The organism is Candidatus Paceibacterota bacterium (genome assembly GCA_035652395.1).
GTDB lineage: Bacteria > Patescibacteriota > Minisyncoccia > Phycocordibacterales > CAJBRS01 > JADGRH01.
In genome coordinates this window covers 157,804-177,730 of the sequence record DASRDX010000012.1, presented here as the reverse complement: position 1 = coordinate 177,730, position 19,927 = coordinate 157,804, and the positions used below count along the sequence as shown (strand labels likewise).

Sequence of the window (19,927 nt, the reverse complement as noted above, 5' to 3'; positions counted from 1 at the left end):
AAGTTTAAGTATTTGAATTAAAAAATATTTAAAGATTATTTAGAGAATTCCTTAATTATCTCTTTTTCATCTTCCTTGCTGGTAGCTTTTTTAAATTTAGCGCCGGATTTACCTTTGACGCGCTTTTCGCAATCAGCCCAAGTTTTGTGAGTTTTTATTTTGCCGTTGACAAGACTGACGTAGGAGTAGGCGGCTGCCCGCTGGTGGCTTCGGGCGGCCGCCTTTTGGGCAGCTTTTTCTTCATCTAAATTAAAATTCAAAATATCAAGCCCGTATTTATCAAGCGGCCCGCTAAAAAGAACGGGCCGCTTACCATCGGCGAATTCGGTAGCAATTTGGTCACATCTTTCATTGCCGACAATACCGGAATGCCCACCGAGATATTTCCATTCAATATTCTTGTTCTCCACCAGCTCTGCGAGTTGTTCCCAGAGCTCTCGATTCAAGACTTCCTTTTTGGCTTTAGTCTTCCACTCATTCATGCGCCAAGCGCTGACCCATTTAGTAATACCGTTGATTAAATAAGATGAGTCGGTAAAAAGTTCGATGGGAAGATCTTTATCTTCCACTTCTTTTAAAGCCTTGATGGCGCCCGTAAGTTCCATTTGATTATTGGTGGAATTCGATGCGAATCCGCCAATCTCTTTTACTTCCTTATCGTGAACAATCACCGCTCCCCAACCGGCAGGACCGGGATTGCCGCGAGCGGCACCATCGGTAAAAATTAAAATCTTTGGAAGCATTCTTAAATTATATCAACAATTCGCAGGCGCAGTTCCGGATAATTTCGGAAGTTTGATTTCTCAAAAGTAGCCACGAGATTAATCTTGTCGCCGGCCGCCAGTGACTTGTGACTAAACTGCTCACTCATGAAAAACCCGATTGCCTTGACGCGTTTACCTAGCTGATTCAAGAAAGAGAGTTCGAGATGATTATTCGTCTTGCCAAAATTTTTAACTTCATTTATTTCCAGATTTTCCAAGAGGAATACCGGCTTGGGATTACCTTCACCGTAAGGCGCCAATTTTTCAATCAATTTATAAATGTCCCAGTTAACTTCATCAATAGATATTTTCTTGTCTACAAAGTCCTCAGTTAAGACTGCTTCCACTTTAGCTTTTAGATAGGCCTTGTTTAATTCCACTTCCAGTAAATGAATTTTGTCGGGAGCAACTGAGAAGCCACCGGCGTAGGCGTGGCCGCCATATTCCAAGATAATTTCGGAACTGGCTTCATTCATTAAAACTGAAAGGTCAATCAAACCGTTCGAGCGGCCTGATCCTTTCAGCAGGCCGCTCCCCTCTCTGCCCCAGAGAAATACCGGCTTCTGAAATTCGTCCGCCAGATTATTGGCACAGAGTCCGAGCAGTGATGGCCGCCATTTTGGATTTCCGAGCACGATTACTTCTCCAATCTGATCGGCTCTGTTTTCAATAGCTTTTTTCATTTCACGAATCATGCCCGCCACTACGCCTTTTCGTTCGTCATTCAATTTAATTAAAGACTCGGAAAGTTCTCGCGCCCGCACCACATCGCTGGTGTGCAGTAATTCGAAAGCTTCAATGGGTGAGCCCATTCTGGAGGCGGCATTGATTTTCGGAGTTAGGCTGAAAGAAATATCATCTTCAGAAAGGAACCGTGGATTAATATCTGTTCGTCGAAACAATTCCAATAAGCCCGGACGCGGAGATTTTCGGAGAACCATCAAGCCATAGTGGGCAAAGATGCGGTTTTCACCCTGAAGTGGCACCATATCGGAGAGAGTGGCAAAGCCAACCATATCCAGATACCATTTTTCCATTCCTTCTTTAATAGAGTAGCGAGACTTTTTTAAAATAGCCTGAATTAATTTAAAAACCACGCCGGCCCCACAGAGCATTTTGAATGGATAACTGCAGTCTTCCTGTTTGGAATTGAGAATGGCAAAAGCCGGCGGTAATTTCTTGTGAGGCAAGTGATGATCAGTGATGATGACATCGATGCCGAGCTCGTTTGCCTTTTCAATTTCCTTGAAATTGGAAATGCCGCAATCAATGGTAATCAAAAGAGAGGCGTTGAGGTCCTTAAATTTCTGAATGGCTTCTAAATTCAGACCGTAACCCTCATTGTGGCGATCCGGAATATAATTTTCAAAATTTTCATAGCCAATTTTCTTGAAAAAGTCGTGCAGTATCACCGCTCCCGGAATGCCATCAGCGTCAAAGTCGCTGAAAATGACCGTTTTCTCGCCCTTTTCAATAGCTTCAATGATGCGAGTGACGGCTTTCTCCATATCCTTCATCAGATATGGATCGTGAACGCCTTTTTCATATTGCGGAAATAGAAATTCTTCCGCAGCCTCCTCCGACCGGAGGCCGCGATGATGCAGCAGATGTTGCAAAAACTCCGGATATGATTTTAATTGCTCTTTTTCAGCTTCGTTAAGCGCTTTTCTGACTTTATAAGACTTCATTTTGCGGCTATTCTAACATATACTTTGATCATGCAAGATTGTGTCTTCTGTAAAATTGTGTCAGGAGAAATTCCGGCCGAGAAAGTGTATGAGGATGAATATACTTTGGCTTTTATGGACATTCATCCTTCAAATCCCGGCCATGTTTTGGTTATTCCGAAAGATCATTTTGAAAATCTCTACACCATACCAGACGAAGAACTCTGTCGCCTGATGCTTTCGGTCAAGAAGGTGGCTATTGCAGTTAAGCACGGCACTCTCGCCGATGGCATTCACTTGGTAATGAATAATGAAAAACCCGGGGGTCAGTTGGTTTTTCACGCTCACATACACATTATTCCTAGATACATTGAAGATGATTTCAAATGGGGAGTTCATAAGCCCTACAAGGAAGGAGAAATGGAAAAAACCGCAGAGAAAATTCGAAGTTCAATTTAAATTGCTTTAATTCTTCGTTATGTATAATGAGAGTAGATGAACTCCTTACATGATCTAGAGATCTCTCTACAGGGATTAAAGGGGCTAACCATAACTAAGAATGACGAGAACTTTTTGGGCATTCGTTATCAGGGCGCTGAGTACGTAATTGAGTATAACGCTACAAAAGACAAGCCATTCGGTCTGTCGAAAATTTCCTCAAAAAAAGCCTACGGTGAGGGTCACGATGAAACTTATAAGACCGCTCCTGAAGTCTTAAGAGCTTTCTCTGCAATGGTTAGCGCTGCCAGACCGTAAAAACGGTCTTTTTATTTTAAAGCTTCTATTCCCGGCAAGGTGTCGTCAAGAAGAAAGTCCAGCATGGCGCCCCCGCCGGTGGAGACGAATGTGAATTTGTCTTGAAGACCGAGCGACTCAATGGCGGCGATGGTGTCGCCGCCACCGATGATCGAGGTGGCGACGGACTCGGCTATCAACTTGGCTAAATCTTTGGTCGGCTGATCGAAGCCATCTTCGTAATAACCGAGTGGTCCGTTCCAAATAATTAGTTTGGATTTTTGAATAAGCTCCCTTAGTTGTTCTAGAACTGCGGGACCCGCATCCACAATTTTATCTTCTTTATTTAATTCGCTTGGTTTTTTCGGCACGATCTGATCGCCATTTTTAGTCATTACTTCAGCCGGCAGAATTAATTTCGGATTTTCCAGCATTTTCGGGTCAAAGGGTGTCGGATCGGTAAGGGAAATTCCGACTTCCCATCCTTTTTCTTTGAAGAAATCATTTGAAAGAGCGCCAGCTACAAAACAATAATCTGCTCGGTCCAAGAATTTTTGAATCAGTGGCAGCTTGGTACTGAATTTGGCTCCCCCTAAAATAAATAAAAATGGTCGCTCCGGATTTTCGCTCAAGGAAAGATGTTCAATTTCTTTTTGGAGCTGGAAACCGGCGTAATGAGGCAAAAATTTTGGCACGCCGACAACGGAAGCATGGCAACGATGACAGACTGGGAAAGCATCATTGAGATAGAGATCACCGAGACGAGCAATTCGCTTCGCGAATTCCTCGTCATTTTTCTCTTCCTCCGGATACTGTCGGATATTTTCAAATAAAAATACATCGCCGGCTTTGGCCTCCTGAATTTTCTTTTCGGTTTCGGCAGAAAAAAGATCTTTTAAAAAGGTGATCGGAAACTTCTCGTTCAAATAGTTTCCGATCACCTCCAAAGTCTCTCCCTCAGCATCCAAATGACTGATAATCAAAGTAATTGCTCCGTTTTCCCGAAGATATTGAATGGTGGGTAGCAATTTTAGAATGCGAAAATCATCGGTAATCTGGTCATTTTCTATTGGTACATTAAGATCAAGCCGAGCGATGACTTTTTTGCCCGCTAAGTCGCCCGCCTCTTTGATGTTTTTAATTTCCAACATAATTGTTTCTAAACGCGAGCCACTCTCCTGATAATTTCTCCGAACTGCTCCGGATTAAGACTCTGGCGCCCAATTAAAAGACCGTTCACTTCCCCTCCCTCAACGATCAAAGCGGCATTCTCCACACTGACTGAACCGCCATAAAGTATTGGTACTTTGGCGGCAAGCGGATCACTGAAATGATCCAATAGATTTTTGCGAATTAAAATAACAATTTGATGAATATCATGCGGAGACATGGCTTCAAAATCTTTTCGTCCGATAGTAAATAGTGGCTCGTAAGCAATTAAAATATTTTTTAGATACTTTCGATTGATTCTTTTCAGAGAATTCTTCAGCTGGCTTTTCAGATAGTTTAAATACTCGCCATGCTCGTCACGTTTTGACTCGCCGACGCAAAGAATGATTTTTAGGCCGTAAAAAAGAGCGGTTTCAATTTTTTTATTGATGATTTCGTCCGTTTCCCCCATGCTCCGTCTCTCCGAATGCCCAACTATGACGTATTTAATGTTATTTTTAGCCAGCATTTCAGCGCTAATCTCACCAGTGTGGGCCCCTTTGGTCTCCGCGGAAACATCTTGGGCTCCGATCTTAATTCGGCCCGAAGTTAAGTTGTTTAAATAGATAGCGGGAGGACAAATAATTATTTCAGTATCGAGGCGGCTAGAGCTTTTTTTAATCTTGCTGAAAATTCTGACGGCTTCGCGCAAAGATTCCGGATTCATCTTCCAGTTTCCGACAATAATTTTTTTTCGCCGCGACATTCTAGAAATTATAACATAGCTAAGAAGGCCTTTTCGCGAAGTGAAAAGGCCTTCTTCTACATTAGCCTACTCTTCAAATTTAAAGTGTCTGCTGCCAGCTCGAAACATTCCAGGCGCCGCTCGGTCCGCTGGAGAAATTCTGATTGGCTAGTCCACTTTGATAAGTGACAGTAGTACCTCCGACAGCGCTAATCTTATAAGCCGTGGCTTCATTAGCATTTACCCCACCTGCAAGCGACATCACTCCATTTTGAGCATTCAAAATAACGGCGCCGGCCCCGCCCGTAACATCCATGGCATTGTGTCCGCTGCAGCTGCCGCTATTGGGACACTGACTAGTGGTTAGTAATAGCAAATAACTGCCTGAACTTCCTGAGCCGGTTAATTGACCGCCGCCACTAAGATCTACCCAGCCATCGGTGAGTAGAACACCACCGCTTGATCCATACGAAGAAGATAGACGGATAGCGCCGCCGCCGGTAACAGTGATAGTTCCCTGAACCCAGACCGTACCAGTTAAAGTAAGAGTTCCGCCGCCATTGACTGTTAAGTTGCCGGTAATTTTACCCGGCCCGAAAGTTGCTCCCGCATAATCGACGATACAATTTCCGCCGGTATAGCCGCCATGACAATTGGTGGCACCGGTAATTATTCCTCCGCCGTCCGCCTCATCCTTCCATTCTTGAATATTGCCATCTGAAATGGGAAAGCTTACAGGCGACGGATCTCCTCGAGAAGTATCACAAGCTTTATTATTATTATGGCCAATCTGACAATATAAATGACCCGCCACACTGCCGCCCTCAACATCGTAAGCCCAGGCATCTCCCACTCCAGCCGAACCAACATTAATAGCGCCAACATAGGATCCACCGCCGATAGTAGAAGTTACTCCACCAAGATAAAGGGTAAAGTATCCGTCAGCGCCCGATGGAGAAACTGTATTCCAGCTGCCGCCGTATGTACCGAGCTTTAAAGACCCAATGGTGTAAGTATTGGTATTTGCGCCCAAGACATAGTATTTACTGGCATTTGAAGCCGCGTCAATTACTACCCAGTAAGTAGTGTTTGGAAAGAGGACAGCATTTGAACTAAAAGTAACCGTTACCCAAGAGTAGCTTGTGGTGACTTGAGAAGCACTAAGAGTTCCGCTGTCAATAACAGTGGTGCCCGGAGAACCGCCATTATCTGAAACGATGCGGACGGTTGCGTCACTCGGAGTACTAACTTTTTTGACATAAAAGAGAATTTTATTGACTGGTGAAGAAGTGGAGACTTGAAAAGCTTGGGCTATATCCTGATTGGCACTCGAGCTGGCAAAAGAAATGTTATAAGGCGGCGTACTAGGAGAATTATTGTTTTGGTCAGCGTTTAGAGCAGCACTATCAGCAGCGACGGCGCTACCAGTAATTGACGATCCATCAGTAGCAACGATGTCACCATTGGAATAAACATTTCCATTAATACTTGATCCGCCCATTAAAGTGAATCCGCCCTGACCAACTTGAACACCGTAATTAAATGCCACTCCCTGCCCTTGAGTAAAAGTAGTGCTAACAGAACGATTGATGTGATTATCCGCTCCTTGAGAGATAATCTGTTTGGCACCAGAGCTCGTGGTAACGGCGGCTGAAGCGGTGGCCCCATTTAAAGCCAGACTTAAAGAAGATGATAAGTTTTTATTATGGTTCAAACGATAAAGAGCATCTTCATTCAAGGCCTCGGCAATAATGAAACTCTGTTTGGAATTATTGGAAATGGTGACATTCTTGATGTGATTTACAACGGGAACAGTAATGCCGAGAATAATGGTAAGGCTAATGAAGAGAAAGAAAACAACTGCCAGGAGCATCGCCTGCCCCCTATTCCCGGCAGGCGATGCAAAACCTTTTAATTTAAAATCTAAAATTCTCATATTAATAACTCCCTCGTAAAATAGCTGTATCATAAAACTTGGCTGATTTATAAGAAGGACCTGTCCCGCTTTCAATCTCTAATTCTATTTTGATAGCCGCCGAGGTGCTAGTACTAATCGATCTGAAAATTAAAGTTTTCAATCGAACGCCGGAAGAAATGAGAGGGCCGTTATAGATACCGTCTTCATCCACCGCCAAAATCGTGCTTGAGGCATAAAATTTGATTTTGGCCGGAGTGGTAGTGGAAGTATTGATGGTCAAAATACTGGAAGTGCCACTTCCACTAAAGACACTATTGATAGCGTCGACGCTTTGGGCGTTGCGGATTTCCGTTTCCATCCGATCCATAGCGGAGAGACCCGAACTCTCAATGGCTTCAGTGCTTTTAATGTTTCGGTAGGAAGAGACAATAATAACCATGCTGTTAATTACGACAATCAACAGAAGACTCAACAAAAAGATGTAGATCAGCATTTCTACCAGCGAAAATCCGTTATGAATGCTGTAAACTTTACGAAATTTCATTAGTTATCAAACAAATTAGTAATGTATGTCTGTAGAGTCTTGGTTGAAGTGGCTCCTCTCTTGTTCCAGGCGACATTTACAGTCACCAGTTTGGTGTTTGAATCAGCTGTGCCGGAAGTGGCTAAATTATCACTGCCGTCTCGATAAGCCGTTCCTACCGTGAATGTGCGATCAAAAACATTATCAATGCGCGAAACGGTAGTGGTCGCCTGCCATTTATTTAAAGAGGTATTGTAATAGAAACGGTAAGTGGTGCCGTTGGTTAAAGTAGCGATGTTACTTGCCCAGCCAAAATCTCGCATTGATTTAGCGGCTTCAATTCCTTCTTCGGCCAGGTAAGCCGCTTGGATGGAGGCGGTGTTATCAAAATTGTTTTTAATAAAAGTGCCGTAGACGGCCATAATACTTAAAACTGAAATGGTGATGATGGAAGCCGCCACTACTACTTCAATTAAAGAGAAGCCGGATTTCTCTCTGACAGAAGTTGAGACTTTTGAGTTGTAATTTATACCTTTATTTAACATCACTTAGACCCGTATTATAAATGGTAATAGTCTTTACGCTGGAAGTGCTGCTTAGCAAGGAAAAAACAATTGTTCCGGTGGCGCTTGGCTTGCCGCTTAATTTATTAAAATAAATATCGGCCACTCCTCCGGTTAAATTAATGCTGTTTACTTTCACTTTTGAATTAATATTCTTCGTCTCGCTAGTGGAAGATCCGGCGGAATATGTTTTGCCGACAAAAAGCACGGCAGTGGTAGAAGCAAAGTGAACACCATACTCAATACTATTTTCAGAAGAGATAGTTCGCTCTCTGGCCCTTTCAATCATGGAAAGAATAGTGTTTGTCTCCGTATCCAGTGCTTCAGAACTATTGAGATTGTTGAAGGCGGTGTAAGAGATGCCTACGAGAATGGCCAAAATTACTACTACCATCAGAATTTCCAAAATAGTAAATCCCGCTTTCGAGTTTCTCATATATTATTCATCACCGAATAAAGTGGCGTAATCATGGAAACGGCAAAGAACCCTACCACGAGTCCGATGAAGACCATCAGAAATGGCTCAATGACTGTGGACATATCTTTCGTCTTTTCCTCCACCTCCTCCTCGTAATAGGTCGCCACTTCTAGAAGCATTTCCGAAAGCCGACCGGTTTCTTCCCCTACATTAATCATTTCTCCGACAAAAATTGGATAAAGTTTAGTCTTTTCCAAAAGCAAAGTGGAAATCGGCTCTCCTTTTTCTACTCGTTTTTGAACCTCAATTAAAACTTCCTTGTAATAAGAGTTTTGGAGTACTTCGCCGGTGATAGCCGTAGCTAAAATCAAATCCACTCCCGAGCTAAGAAGCGATGAAAGGGTGCGAGTGGTACGGGCGGCGTTAGTTTCCTTGATAATGGGAGCGATGACTGGAATATGTAAAACTAGAAAGTCTAAAAATCTTTTCCCTTTTGTTGTCTTGGCTCCAAAATAAACTCCGGCGATTGCCGCCACCATTACAATAATAGCCAGAATGTAATTATTTTTAAGAAAACTGCTTAAGGCGATGACAAATTTAGTGGAAGCTGGAAGCGGCGAATTAAGACTTTCAAAGGTAGCCGTCAGACTCGGCACCACAAAGATCATCATTAAAATTCCAATAATGATCATGACGGAAACGATGATACCGGGGTAGAGCATGGCTCCTCTCACCTTTCGTTTCAACTGATAAGTCTTGTCAGTTTGAATGGCAATTTGCTTCAGAGAACCGGAAAGATTGCCGCCCTCCTCTCCGGCCTTAACCATGGAAACAAAAAGGGTGTTAAAGATTTTCGGAAATTCTGCCATGGCTTCGTGAAGGGACTTGCCTGAAGTAATGGAACCGTTCAGAGCGGCGTAAGTAGCTTTCAATCTTTTATTGGTGGTCTGTCTCTCCAATACTGAGAGCGCGCGCGAAAGTGGCAGACCCGCCTCAAGCATCCCACCTAAATTGCGGGCAAAAAGAATTTTGTCATGCATCTTAATGCCGCCGAAGAGGCTAAAGTTTAGATTAATTGAACTCATTCCCCCCTTCACTTCTTTGACCGAGATAATGGATTCGCCATCTCTCTTTAAATTGCGATAAAAAGTAAACTTGTCCGGGGCTTCTTTGACTGCCTCGTAAGTCATTCCGTCTTTATTAATGGCGCTGTATTTAAATTTCATTTTATTCCGTTACCACTCGCAAAACTTCTTCAATGGTAGTGATGCCTTGAACGCACTGAAAAATGCCGTCCTCAATCATGGTGAGCATTCCTTCTTTTTTAGCCTGCTCTTCAATATCCGAAGTGGTAGCTCCTTTGATGATCATGTCCTTGATGGTGGGAGTAACTTTCAGAGCTTCGTGAATACCAACTCGACTTTTGTAACCGTCATCAGATTCCGCCGATGGCTTTGGTTTATAAAAAGGAATTTTTTCCCAGGTGGCATTTGGTTCAACAATTTTCTCTTCTCTTAAAGCCTTGAGGACCCGATCCATATTCACCGACTTGGAAATAGTGCCAAATTCATCCTTGTTTAAGAAATATTTTTCCTTACTGGCTGTCAGACGTCGAATCAATCGCTGAGCAATGACAATGTTTAAGGTAGAAACCAAAAGAAACGGTTCCACTTTCATATCCATCAGACGTGGAATGGCGCCAGCGGCGCTGTTGGTGTGGAGGGTGGAAAGAACTAGGTGACCGGTCAACGCCGCGTTAATAGCGAGTGATGCCGTTTCATTATCTCGAATTTCCCCCACCATAATAATGTCTGGGTCCTGTCGAACTAATGAACGCAAACCGTTGGCAAACGTGAAGCCGATATCCGGTTTGACCTGACTTTGATTGATGCGCTTCATCTGATATTCCACCGGATCTTCAATGGTGGAAATATTGACGTCAGGAGTATTTAAAATATCCAGGACCGTGTAGAGCGTCGTGGTTTTTCCCGAGCCGGTCGGACCGGTAGTTAAGATCATTCCGGTGGCCAGCTTCGTTCCTTCATGAATTAATTCCAAGGCGCGACCGTGAAAACCCAGACTTTCGAGGGTAAACCCTGAAACGCTCTCGCGCAATAATCGCATGACAGTTTTTTCTCCGTAATAAGTCGGAAGAATTGAAACACGAAAAGAGACTTTCTCATTATTCATATCAATCTTGAAACGTCCGTCCTGCGGCAGACGCTTTTCGTCAAGTTTTAAATTGGAAAGAACTTTGATGCGAGCAGTGATGCTGTTGCCGGCGTGTTTTGGCAAAACCATGGCATCGTGGAGTAATCCATCGATACGATAACGTACTAGTACTTCGTTTTCTTGAGGCTCAATGTGAATATCAGAGGCGTTCTGCAAAATAGCGTGTTTCAATAATGTATCAACAATGCGAACTACCGGCAGATCTTCGGCAATCTTTTTTAGATCGCTCTCGCTCTGATCACCATCCGCTCTTTTTAGTGCACTGGCTTCTTTCTGAATGAGATCTCCGAAGTCAGCCTTCAAAGATTTCTGGTATTGAAGGAGAACGGCCTTCATTGATTCGGTGTTAGTCAGGCGTGGCAGAATACGCAGCCCTACTTTTTTCTTGACGAACTCAATGGCGCTCAAATCATCAGTGTCCAACATTGCCACTTCCAAATCTGTCGGGGTAGCTTTAAAAGCCACGATATTATGGTTTCTGGCAATTGGTTCGGGTATAAGAGAAAGGACTTGAAAATCCACTTTTTGGCTCTTTAAGTCCACAAAGGGGATGCCTAAGACATAAGCCTGAATTCGGCGCAAATCATCTTCATTGAGTTTGCCTTTATTGACCAAGACTTCGCCAATACTGATTTTCTTGGTTTCCGCTTCTTTTTCCGAGCCTTCAAAGTCCTTTCGGGTGACAAGTCCCGAGTCCAAGATGAATTCCTTTAATTGTTTTTCGTTGATGTACACGCGAGAGTGAAAGTTGAAAGTTAAAAGTCAAAGGTCTATGAGATCAATCAACTCACATTGAGTTAATTATAACAAAATGTAATGAAAAAGCCCCGAGCCGCTTCGCGGCTCGGGGCTCCTAAATTTACGGACAAGGAACGGGTGAGTTATTGGTAGTCGGCCCACCAAAACTCATGCTGGATACGACTGATCGGTGGCCAGGTTGAGAATCGGCGTCAACTTCAGAACTAAAGTCGTAATCAAAATTTTGAGTTAATCCATTGGTGGTAACTGTGCCGCCGCTTTGGTTTAAGGCCTTATGAGCGTTGGCCTTGGTATTGGGCCCCCAAACTGAGCTGGGGACAGCATCAATCTGATTACTAATACTCTGTTTTTCGCCTGTTTTTGCGTTATTGTTAGCACAACTAGGGCTTTGACATTGTCCGCCCCCGCCTCCAAAGTAGCTGTTGCCACCACCCGAACCAAAATCTCGCTCACAGGTTGCTCCACCGGCGCCTCCAGAGTTTTGACAGAGGCTTACAAACATTCCGAGAGGTAAGGGTTTAGCTCTCTGAGCTGTAGTGGTGCCCCAAACTCTCTGCCATTCTGCAGAAGTACTGGCGGGGATGAAGAGATCTTTTACGCCGGTTTGATTATTGACGATGGCACAAACTCCCCATTCAGCTGCCGGTGAAGTGGTGGCGGCAATCGTAACACTTTGGTTGAGATTAACTCGATAACAATCTTTCAGGTGACCCTGACTGGAAAAATCCGGGCCTGATCGGGAAGGACAAACGTATTGAGTAGCGGCGGCATAGACTACGGAAGCGAAAAGAACCAGACCGATAATAACCAAAAGTGGTACAAAATAATTCTTTTTTATCTTGGAAGATAAAGACATCTTTATTTCTGTCCTTTAAGTTGATTAATTTCTGCTTTAAGTTGATTAATTTCCTTCTGCTGCTCTTTTATCGCTTCAATCATCGGACCAATTAAGTGTCCGTAATCAACTGATAGGCCGCTAGCCCCCGAGCTAACCAGTTCCGGATAAACTTTCTGAACATCCTGGGCTACCAATCCGACATCGGCTTTGCCATTTGATTTCCAGTTATAAGAAACTCCCTGAAGCTGCATGACCTTGTCTAGAGAATTGGAGAGCGGTGCAATATTATTTTTCAAATTTCGATCGGAGGCGTAATAGAAGGCGCTGGCCTGTACCGCTCCATCCGTTCCACCGGTAGTAGTAATATCCAGAGCATGAGTTGGACTAGCTGTGCCAATTCCTACTTTTCCTGTCACTACGGCAAGACCGGTAGTGATACCGGTTCCAGCAGCTACAATTAATCCACCGCTTTTAATCTGGGCTGTACCGGAAACGTTAAGCGGCGCATCGGCATTACAGCCGGTTGGAGCACAAGTTGGTTCGGCAAAGGACGCGGCAAAAACATAACTGCCAAAGGCGCTAATAATTAAAGCGATAACTACTACCTGAACTGACCACAATATTTCTTTATTTATTTTTTTCATAATTTTAATTTAATTATTATTTTATTACTTTATTTCTCCTCTACTTCGAACTCATTGCCTTCAGAGCCGCTTCCTGTTCGGAAGCTGTTAAGGCTGATTGTCCAGTAGATGAAAAATTTTTATCATATTTTACTTTCTGGTCAGGATAAGGGGTTACGGTAGTGGAAGCACTTCCTTCTTTGATAAAAGTGCTCACTTCTTGATCAGTTAAACCGGGATAGAGAGAAGACGGTTTATTAGTCGCTTCATTAGCGGGAGTCATTTTATTGAGATTAACCCAGATAATTATACCGGCCGATAAAAAGACCAACACAACGATGATGAGAATGCTGACTCGGTGACGAATGAAAAAATTATCCTGATACATATTTAGAATTCGTTAAAAGCTGGCGCAATGGCGCAAGTGGTCTTAGCACTTAAGCTGCCGCAAGTTAGGGTGTAATCAATTGTCTTGTAAATTCTTGAGGTGGTAGTCGTGCCGCTTGTCGGATTGGAAGGCGTAGTACCGGTGGCGGAAACAAAAGAGAATGGAAAGGCCGAATCCTGATTGCCGGCGCTGGTAATGGTACAACCACTTGGGAATGAAACCGTGTAGACCAGTTTGCAAGTGCCTCCTCTCGGCACGGTTGGAGGAACAGCATTGAAGATAATGGCTGTGTTGGCGCTGTTGCAGACTTTTGAACTAGTGGTAGTGACTACGGAAGTTGGGGCACTCTCGGCCACTGAGCCGCCACCGACATTAATGGCGGTGACCTTAAAGTAGAAGGTCCCATTTACAGCCAAGCCTCCGATAGAAGCGGTTGTCGAGTAAGAAACTGTTTTCTTAATAGTAGTGTTGCCGGTTGAATCAGTTTGATAAACGTAATAACCTCCGCCGTTCGCAGTATTTGGAGCAGGACTGCCGGCATTCCAGGCAAGATTGACAATACCACCGAAGCTATCGCAGACGCCGGCGTTTGTCTGATGCAAATTTGACGGAACACCGGGTGCAGTAGCCGGAGTGGTAGTGGCCGCGTCAATGGTAACGCAGTAATTGCTGCCGCAAAGATGAATCCAGCCGACACTACTTGAAGCTGTTGGAAAATCGCCGCCCCACCAGTAGCTGCCTTGAGTAAAACTTGGACTAGCGCCCGTTGTCACAGCCGAGCTGTAAGTTGGACCGCTTAAATGAACGCAACCGCTCCAGTTTCCATCGTTGCCGGACTGACTGATGGCGTTATAAAAACGGGCCCAACCACTGACAGCACCCGTCGAAAGATCAATAGTTGGTTGAGATCCACAACCGGAATAATCATTGAAACTTAGCCAGCCAATGTTGTTGCTTGCAGCCGCTCCGTCTTGGGGATTTGACCAAGCGTAACCGGTGAGAATGGCGCTTGAGGCTCCGGTCGTGCTGGCAAAGACTCCGCCGAACGCTGGATCAAATTTAATCCAGCCGAAATTACTGGACCAGGCATAACCATGCACAGCGTGAACTCCAGCGGTGAAAGTGCCGCTTTGGGCCAGAGCTGCCGGTTGAGTTTTAAAAGTTAAAAAGATACCACCTAAGATGAGGATAAGGAGAACAAGTGCGAAAATGATCTTTTTAGTCATTTTAGAAAAGATATACATACATAATAATAGAGGAAGGACAGGTGAATAGCAATAAGAGCTGTTAATAGAGAGGGCGGCCGGCTTCGCCGGCCGCCCTCTTCGATACAGTTGACAAAACTCTTGACTCCTATATATTTATGAGCACGACAGTTCGCCTCACGGCGAACTCTTTTTTTACCAAATTTATACAAGCTATAAGCTAACGCCCATAAGCGTAACATTATGTTCGATCTAAAAGTTATTAACTCCGTTCTCGACCAGTTGGAAGAGGAACGCGGCATCCCAAGAGAAAAAATTATTGAGGCCATTGAAATGGCTCTGGCTACTGCTTACAAAAAAGAGTATGGCAAGCGCGGTCAATATATCCGCGCCAAGTTTGATCTTAATACCGGCACGGCGGAATTTTATCAGGTGAAAATTGTGGTGGATGAATCCAAAGTAGTCTTTGAAGAGGAGGGTGAAGAAGGAACACAACCAATTGCTGATCATCCGGAGACCGCCGAAGAAGGTTTGAAAGTTCGTTTTAATCCGGAGCATCACATTTTAATTGAAGACGCCCGCAAAATTAAGAAGGGTGTAGAAGTTGGAGAAGAATTAATCTTCCCTCTTGAAATGAAAAGCGATTACGGCCGCATCGCGGCGCAGACTGCCAAGCAAGTAATCATTCAGAAAATTCGCGAGGCGGAAAAAACTTCCGTCTTGGCTGAATACGGTAAACGAGAAGGTGAAATCGTCAGCGGTACCGTTCAGCGCATTGAACGCGGCAACATCTTCATTGATATGGGCCGAGCCAGCGGCATTCTGCCTTATGAAGAACAGATCCCCGGCGAACATTATCGTCAAGGAGAGCGCGTTCGAATGTATCTTTCTCGCGTAGAAGAAACTCCTCGCGGTATTTTCCTGCGACTTTCCCGATCTCATCCGAAATTTCTGGCCAAGCTCTTTGAAGCGGAAGTACCGGAAATTGCCAACGGCACGGTGGAAATTAAAGCCATTGCCCGAGAAGCCGGATCACGTTCTAAAATTGCCGTCTTTTCTAACGATCCTCACATTGATCCGGTTGGTTCTATGGTGGGCCAGCGCGGCGTTCGCGTATCCACTGTCATGAGTGAGCTTGGCGGCGAGAAAATTGATATTATTGAATGGTCAGCCGAGCCCGATAAATTTATTGAAGACGCCCTTTCCCCGGCTAAAGTCTTGAGTGTCAACATCAATCAGGAGGAGAATATGGCAGTAGTGGAAGTGACGGAAGATCAGCAGTCTTTGGCTATCGGTAAAGGAGGTCAAAACGTTCGATTGGCCGCTAAATTAACCGGCTGGAGAATTGACATTCAGTCGGCCAAAGGTGAAAAGTTAGCGGAAGGAGAAGCGGAGGTGGAGACCGAAACTGAAGAAGATGCAAAAAGCGCGCCGGAGGATAAAATAAAAAATGAACCTGCTGAAGTACCCGAAGAAACTCCGAGTGAAACAGAGAGCTCAAAAACTTCAGAAGCTGAATCATCTAATATCCTGTAATTTGTCGGAAAGCCCTGTCGTTTTTCCGACATATGACTCAAGGGATGAATCCCGTTAGAAGCCACGGTCGCAAGATAGAATAATTACTTAATCAGTCAACTTAATAAATAACCATTATGAGCAATAATCAATCAGACGAAATGCGCCCTGCTTCTAACGGGATGAATCTTTGGCACGATGTGCCGCTCGGCGATAAAGTTCCCGAAGAATTCAATACTATTATTGAAATTCCAAAAGGTTCAAATAATAAATACGAAATCGATAAGAAAACCGGTTTGATTGCGCTTGACCGGGCCAACTATTCCAATGCTCCTTACCCCGTTGATTATGGTTTCGCCCCGCAGACTTTGTGGGAGGACAATGATGCTCTAGATGTCATTGTTCTTTCAACCTTCCCTATTCAAGTTGGAGTATTAGTAAAGGTCCGGCCGGTAGCCATGATGGAAATGGTTGATGACGGCGAGTCAGATTGTAAGATCATAGCCGTCCCTGTTAAAGATCGACGCTGGGAAGACGTCAATGATTTGAAAGATATTAACAAGCACACCATTCGCGAAATTCAACATTTCTTTGAGACTTACAAGAAGTTAAAAGGAGATGATAATGTGGTAACTATTGGTGAAGTAAAGGGAAAGGATGCGGCGACCGAAGCTGTTCTAAAATCTATTCAAATCTACAAAGAAAAATTTTCCAAATAATATGACTCAGGGTTCTCAAAAAGGAGCCGGTTCCGTCGGAGGCATTATCGGCATTATCATTGTTGTTTTAATCCTACTTTTTGGGGCTTATTATTTCTGGCAATACAAATTGGCCCCTCGATTAAACCAGCGAAATTCCGAATCTTCAGCCACTACTACTTACACCAATTTCCAGCCCAACGAAGTAAATATTCAGGTTAGCGCCACTTCCAGTTAATTTCTCTAATTAATATGAACCAAAATTTTAAAATCTTAAAGATTGCGCCTCTTCCTCATTCTCAAGTTGAGATTGAAGCGGAAATTCCGGAAGAAGTAGTGGAAAGCTACCGAAAAGAGGCGGTGAAAAACCTCAATAGCCGTCTTAAGATTGACGGCTTTCGCGAGGGGCATATTCCGGAAAAAGTCTTAATTGAGCGAGTCGGCGAGCTCGGCCTATTGGAAGAGTCGGCCTCGCTCGCCCTAGAAAATCTTTATTTAAAAATTCTCACCGAGGCCAAGGTTAATCCGGTCGGGCGTCCCCAAATTGCCATCCCCACACTGGCGGCTAAAAATCCCGTTGTTTTTAAAATCACCCTGGCCGTCCTGCCGGAATTCTCGCTGCCGGATTATAAAAAAATAGCCAAAGAAGCCATGAAGACGGCCGAAAAAGCCGAGGTGACTGATCAGGAATTTGAAGAAACTTTGACTCGAGCTCGAGAGAGTCGGCGAAAAACTGAAACGGATCCGACTCCGGAGTTGACCGACGAATTGGTAAAAAGTTTTGGCGATTTCAAAAATGTGGAAGATTTCAAAACTAAATTACGAGAAAATTTACAACTGGAAAAAGAATTGCGCCTGCGAGAGAAAGAACGATTGACCCTCCTTGACAAGATCATTGACAAAACAAAGGTGGAAATTCCCGAAGTCTTGATTGAAAGCGAAAAAGAAAAGATGCTGGCTCAATTTAAAGGCAATATTTCTGGCATGGGCCTAAAACCGGAAGATTATTTTAAACAAATCGGCAAAACTGAAGCCGATGTAAAAGATGAATGGAAAGATGATGCCATTAAGAGAGTGAAAATGGAATTGATCTTAGCCAAGATTGCCTTGGAAGAAAAAATTGAAGCCGACAAAAAAGCGGTTGAACAGGAAATGGAACATATTCTGTCCCATCATAAAGACGCCGATCCGATGCGAGCCCGTCTTTACGTTGAACAAATTCTCACTAATGAAAAAGTTTGGCAGTTTCTGGAGAGTCAAAAATAATTGTTGCTGATTTTAAAAGCGACCCAGATCCCGAAAATTCCTCCGACGGTAGTCAAGATTATTGATGAAAAGGAGAAAAAGCCGGCGCCCCAAAGACTCGGAATAAATCCGCCGATAGTTGAACCAATAAACATTCCGATCCAGATTAAAGGTTTTGAACTCATATTTATTTCAGGAGGAGAAGCGACGCAATTGCCACGGCGGCAGTCTCGGCTCGGAGGATTTGAGAGCCGAGACTGTAAATCGGAATCCTTTTGCGTTTAAATAATTCCAGTTCCCTTTCCGTCCAGCCTCCTTCCGGTCCGACAAACACTCCGACTTCTCTCGCAATCTTTGCCGAGATCTTTTCATCAAAAGGTTTTCCTTTGGGATCAATTGAGAAAATCTTCACCTTCTCTTCATCTCCTTTATCTAAACTCTTCAGCAACTCCTCCAAATCGGTGGGCTCATTCAACCTGGTTAACTTCACCCTTCCAGATTGCTCACTAGCTTCTTTGATGATTTTCTTAGCTCGTATCATATTCAAACCTTTCTTCTCGCTTCGATCAGAAATAATAGGCACAATCTGTGAAACTCCCAATTCTGTGGTTTTTTCAATAATCCACTCAAAATTATCCTTCTTTATCAGAGCGGCGAAAAGGCAAACTTCAGGTAACGAGGTGCTTCTATCTTCTTTATTCAAAATTCGAACGACTGCCCCAAGGTGGGAAAGCTTAGAAATTAAGCCAAGATATTCAAATCCGGAGTTGTCAAAAAGAATAAGCTGAGTGCCTACTGTAAACCGAAAAACCTGCCGCCATTGATGAATTAGGTCTGAATCGGAAATAATTACCTCTTTGCGATCGGCTATCTCCTCAGTGAGCAGGAATCGATGTAATCTCATACTAATAGTATAGAGAATTTCTGGCCGCTCGCTACTTGCCCCCTAAATACCATCTGCTATACTCACCGCATTATTATCTTTAACTTTTAACCTTTAACCTTCAACTCAAATATGCTTATTCCAACAGTTATTGAAAAATCCCAATTCGGCGAACGCGCTTACGATATTTACTCTCGCCTTTTGCGCGAAAATATTATTTTTTTGGGCGGCCCAATTGATGATAATGTGGCTAATATTGTTATTGCCCAGCTTTTATTTCTGCAATCGGAAGATCCGAAAAAAGATATCAATCTTTATGTTAATTCCCCGGGTGGCATGGTGACAGCCGGTATGGCCATTATTGATACGATGAATCATGTTAAGAATGATATCTCTACGATTTGCGTCGGCGTAGCCGCTTCCATGGGAGCAATGATTCTATCTGCCGGCAAGAAGGGCAAACGATTTACTTTGCCTAATTCCGAAATCATGATTCATCAGCCGTCCGGTGGCGTGGAAGGTCAGGCCTCGGACATTGAAATTACGGCCAAACAAATTCTGAAAAATCGGGAAATTCTAAATAAAATGCTGGCTAAAAATACGGGTCAGCCTTTGAGCAAGATTGAAAAGGACGTTGACCGAAATTTCTGGATGAACGCCGAGGAAGCCAAGAAATACGGCATTATTGATAAGGTTTTGAATTAAGCAAAGAGCCCCTCATAAAAATATGAGGGGCTCTATACAAAGAACCTCATCACCGAAGAATTGACGGTACTTGCCATTTCCCTCTGGGTTCCCGTTTGTAATCGGCTACATTTTTTCTAATGTGAATGTTTTATTGATTATAACATCTTTCATATTCAGTGTCAACAACTCTACGTGGACAATCTGTAACGAATGATGTATATTGATTTCATTAAAATTTAAATTTCGATTTTGTTTTAGACCGCCACAGATGACCTTGATTCCGCACCGACTCTTCACTTTTATTCAAATGTTAAAATCCTTAAGAATTGAATATCTAGTCTCATAAGTTTTTTGGGCGCCTAAGGCGAAATC

At 43.6% G+C, this 19,927-nt stretch carries 23 protein-coding genes; 7 read left to right on the top strand and 16 right to left on the bottom strand.

The window, feature by feature from the left end; translation table 11 throughout:
* Positions 1-35: 35 nt before the first annotated feature.
* Positions 36-743, bottom strand: a complete 708-nt coding sequence (gene rnhA / locus VFA52_03715; GenBank protein ID HZS43293.1) for a ribonuclease HI — start codon at positions 741-743, stop codon at positions 36-38.
* 2 nt (positions 744-745) lie between these two features.
* Positions 746-2,452 (bottom strand): single-stranded-DNA-specific exonuclease RecJ, encoded by a 1,707-nt coding sequence (gene recJ, locus VFA52_03710; protein HZS43292.1) that lies wholly within the window; start codon positions 2,450-2,452, stop codon positions 746-748.
* Between the two features lie 30 nt (positions 2,453-2,482).
* Between recJ and VFA52_03705 the strand changes: the two genes are divergently transcribed.
* Complete coding sequence (locus tag VFA52_03705) at positions 2,483-2,890, top strand: HIT family protein (protein HZS43291.1); 408 nt, start codon at positions 2,483-2,485, stop codon at positions 2,888-2,890.
* Between the two features lie 36 nt (positions 2,891-2,926).
* A complete protein-coding gene (locus VFA52_03700; GenBank protein ID HZS43290.1) occupies positions 2,927-3,187 on the top strand; it encodes a hypothetical protein in 261 nt (86 codons plus the stop codon).
* Between the two features lie 11 nt (positions 3,188-3,198).
* On the opposite strand, the gene pgk is transcribed toward VFA52_03700, so the two are convergent.
* From pgk to VFA52_03640, 12 genes are all read right to left on the bottom strand, one after another.
* Positions 3,199-4,317, bottom strand: a complete 1,119-nt coding sequence (pgk, locus tag VFA52_03695; GenBank protein HZS43289.1) for a phosphoglycerate kinase — start codon at positions 4,315-4,317, stop codon at positions 3,199-3,201.
* A gap of 8 nt (positions 4,318-4,325) precedes the next feature.
* Positions 4,326-5,081, bottom strand: coding sequence for a triose-phosphate isomerase (gene tpiA / locus VFA52_03690; protein HZS43288.1), 756 nt, complete (start codon positions 5,079-5,081; stop codon positions 4,326-4,328).
* 79 nt (positions 5,082-5,160) lie between these two features.
* Positions 5,161-6,996, bottom strand: a complete 1,836-nt coding sequence (locus VFA52_03685) for a choice-of-anchor R domain-containing protein (GenBank protein HZS43287.1) — start codon at positions 6,994-6,996, stop codon at positions 5,161-5,163.
* A gap of 1 nt (position 6,997) precedes the next feature.
* The gene (locus VFA52_03680; GenBank protein HZS43286.1) at positions 6,998-7,522 is read right to left on the bottom strand and encodes a prepilin-type N-terminal cleavage/methylation domain-containing protein; all 525 of its coding nucleotides are present in this window, start codon (positions 7,520-7,522) and stop codon (positions 6,998-7,000) included.
* Complete coding sequence (locus VFA52_03675; GenBank protein HZS43285.1) at positions 7,522-8,046, bottom strand: type II secretion system protein; 525 nt, start codon at positions 8,044-8,046, stop codon at positions 7,522-7,524. The genes VFA52_03680 and VFA52_03675 overlap by 1 nt, the downstream gene beginning before the upstream one ends.
* On the bottom strand, positions 8,036-8,500 hold the full coding sequence (locus VFA52_03670; GenBank protein HZS43284.1) for a prepilin-type N-terminal cleavage/methylation domain-containing protein: 465 nt from the start codon (positions 8,498-8,500) through the stop codon (positions 8,036-8,038). Before VFA52_03670 ends, VFA52_03675 begins: the two co-directional genes overlap by 11 nt.
* Positions 8,497-9,708, bottom strand: a complete 1,212-nt coding sequence (locus VFA52_03665; GenBank protein HZS43283.1) for a type II secretion system F family protein — start codon at positions 9,706-9,708, stop codon at positions 8,497-8,499. Before VFA52_03665 ends, VFA52_03670 begins: the two co-directional genes overlap by 4 nt.
* Position 9,709: 1 nt before the next feature.
* On the bottom strand, positions 9,710-11,449 hold the full coding sequence (locus VFA52_03660) for a GspE/PulE family protein (GenBank protein HZS43282.1): 1,740 nt from the start codon (positions 11,447-11,449) through the stop codon (positions 9,710-9,712).
* Positions 11,450-11,573: 124 nt separating this feature from the next.
* Entirely contained in the window at positions 11,574-12,329 is a 756-nt protein-coding gene (locus tag VFA52_03655; GenBank protein HZS43281.1) for a hypothetical protein, read from the bottom strand.
* A gap of 2 nt (positions 12,330-12,331) precedes the next feature.
* Positions 12,332-12,955, bottom strand: a complete 624-nt coding sequence (locus VFA52_03650) for a tail fiber domain-containing protein (protein ID HZS43280.1) — start codon at positions 12,953-12,955, stop codon at positions 12,332-12,334.
* A gap of 40 nt (positions 12,956-12,995) precedes the next feature.
* The gene (locus VFA52_03645; protein ID HZS43279.1) at positions 12,996-13,322 is read right to left on the bottom strand and encodes a hypothetical protein; all 327 of its coding nucleotides are present in this window, start codon (positions 13,320-13,322) and stop codon (positions 12,996-12,998) included.
* A 2-nt stretch (positions 13,323-13,324) separates the two neighbouring features.
* Positions 13,325-14,548 (bottom strand): fibronectin type III domain-containing protein, encoded by a 1,224-nt coding sequence (locus VFA52_03640; protein HZS43278.1) that lies wholly within the window; start codon positions 14,546-14,548, stop codon positions 13,325-13,327.
* A gap of 222 nt (positions 14,549-14,770) precedes the next feature.
* Here VFA52_03640 and nusA point away from each other — a divergent pair, with 222 nt between their 5' ends.
* From nusA to VFA52_03620, 4 genes are all read left to right on the top strand, one after another.
* Positions 14,771-16,063 (top strand): transcription termination factor NusA, encoded by a 1,293-nt coding sequence (gene nusA, locus VFA52_03635; protein HZS43277.1) that lies wholly within the window; start codon positions 14,771-14,773, stop codon positions 16,061-16,063.
* 116 nt (positions 16,064-16,179) lie between these two features.
* Positions 16,180-16,761: an inorganic diphosphatase gene (locus VFA52_03630; protein ID HZS43276.1), complete on the top strand. Its 582-nt coding sequence runs from the start codon at positions 16,180-16,182 to the stop codon at positions 16,759-16,761.
* A gap of 1 nt (position 16,762) precedes the next feature.
* Complete coding sequence (locus VFA52_03625) at positions 16,763-16,978, top strand: hypothetical protein (protein HZS43275.1); 216 nt, start codon at positions 16,763-16,765, stop codon at positions 16,976-16,978.
* A 14-nt stretch (positions 16,979-16,992) separates the two neighbouring features.
* A complete protein-coding gene (locus VFA52_03620; GenBank protein HZS43274.1) occupies positions 16,993-18,006 on the top strand; it encodes a trigger factor in 1,014 nt (337 codons plus the stop codon).
* Here the strand turns inward: VFA52_03620 and VFA52_03615 are convergent.
* Entirely contained in the window at positions 17,997-18,170 is a 174-nt protein-coding gene (locus VFA52_03615; GenBank protein ID HZS43273.1) for a hypothetical protein, read from the bottom strand. The genes VFA52_03620 and VFA52_03615 overlap by 10 nt on opposite strands.
* A 2-nt stretch (positions 18,171-18,172) precedes the next feature.
* A complete protein-coding gene (locus VFA52_03610) occupies positions 18,173-18,889 on the bottom strand; it encodes an RsmE family RNA methyltransferase (protein ID HZS43272.1) in 717 nt (238 codons plus the stop codon).
* A gap of 111 nt (positions 18,890-19,000) precedes the next feature.
* Here VFA52_03610 and clpP point away from each other — a divergent pair, with 111 nt between their 5' ends.
* Positions 19,001-19,573 (top strand): ATP-dependent Clp endopeptidase proteolytic subunit ClpP, encoded by a 573-nt coding sequence (gene clpP, locus VFA52_03605; protein HZS43271.1) that lies wholly within the window; start codon positions 19,001-19,003, stop codon positions 19,571-19,573.
* Positions 19,574-19,927 lie beyond the last annotated feature (354 nt).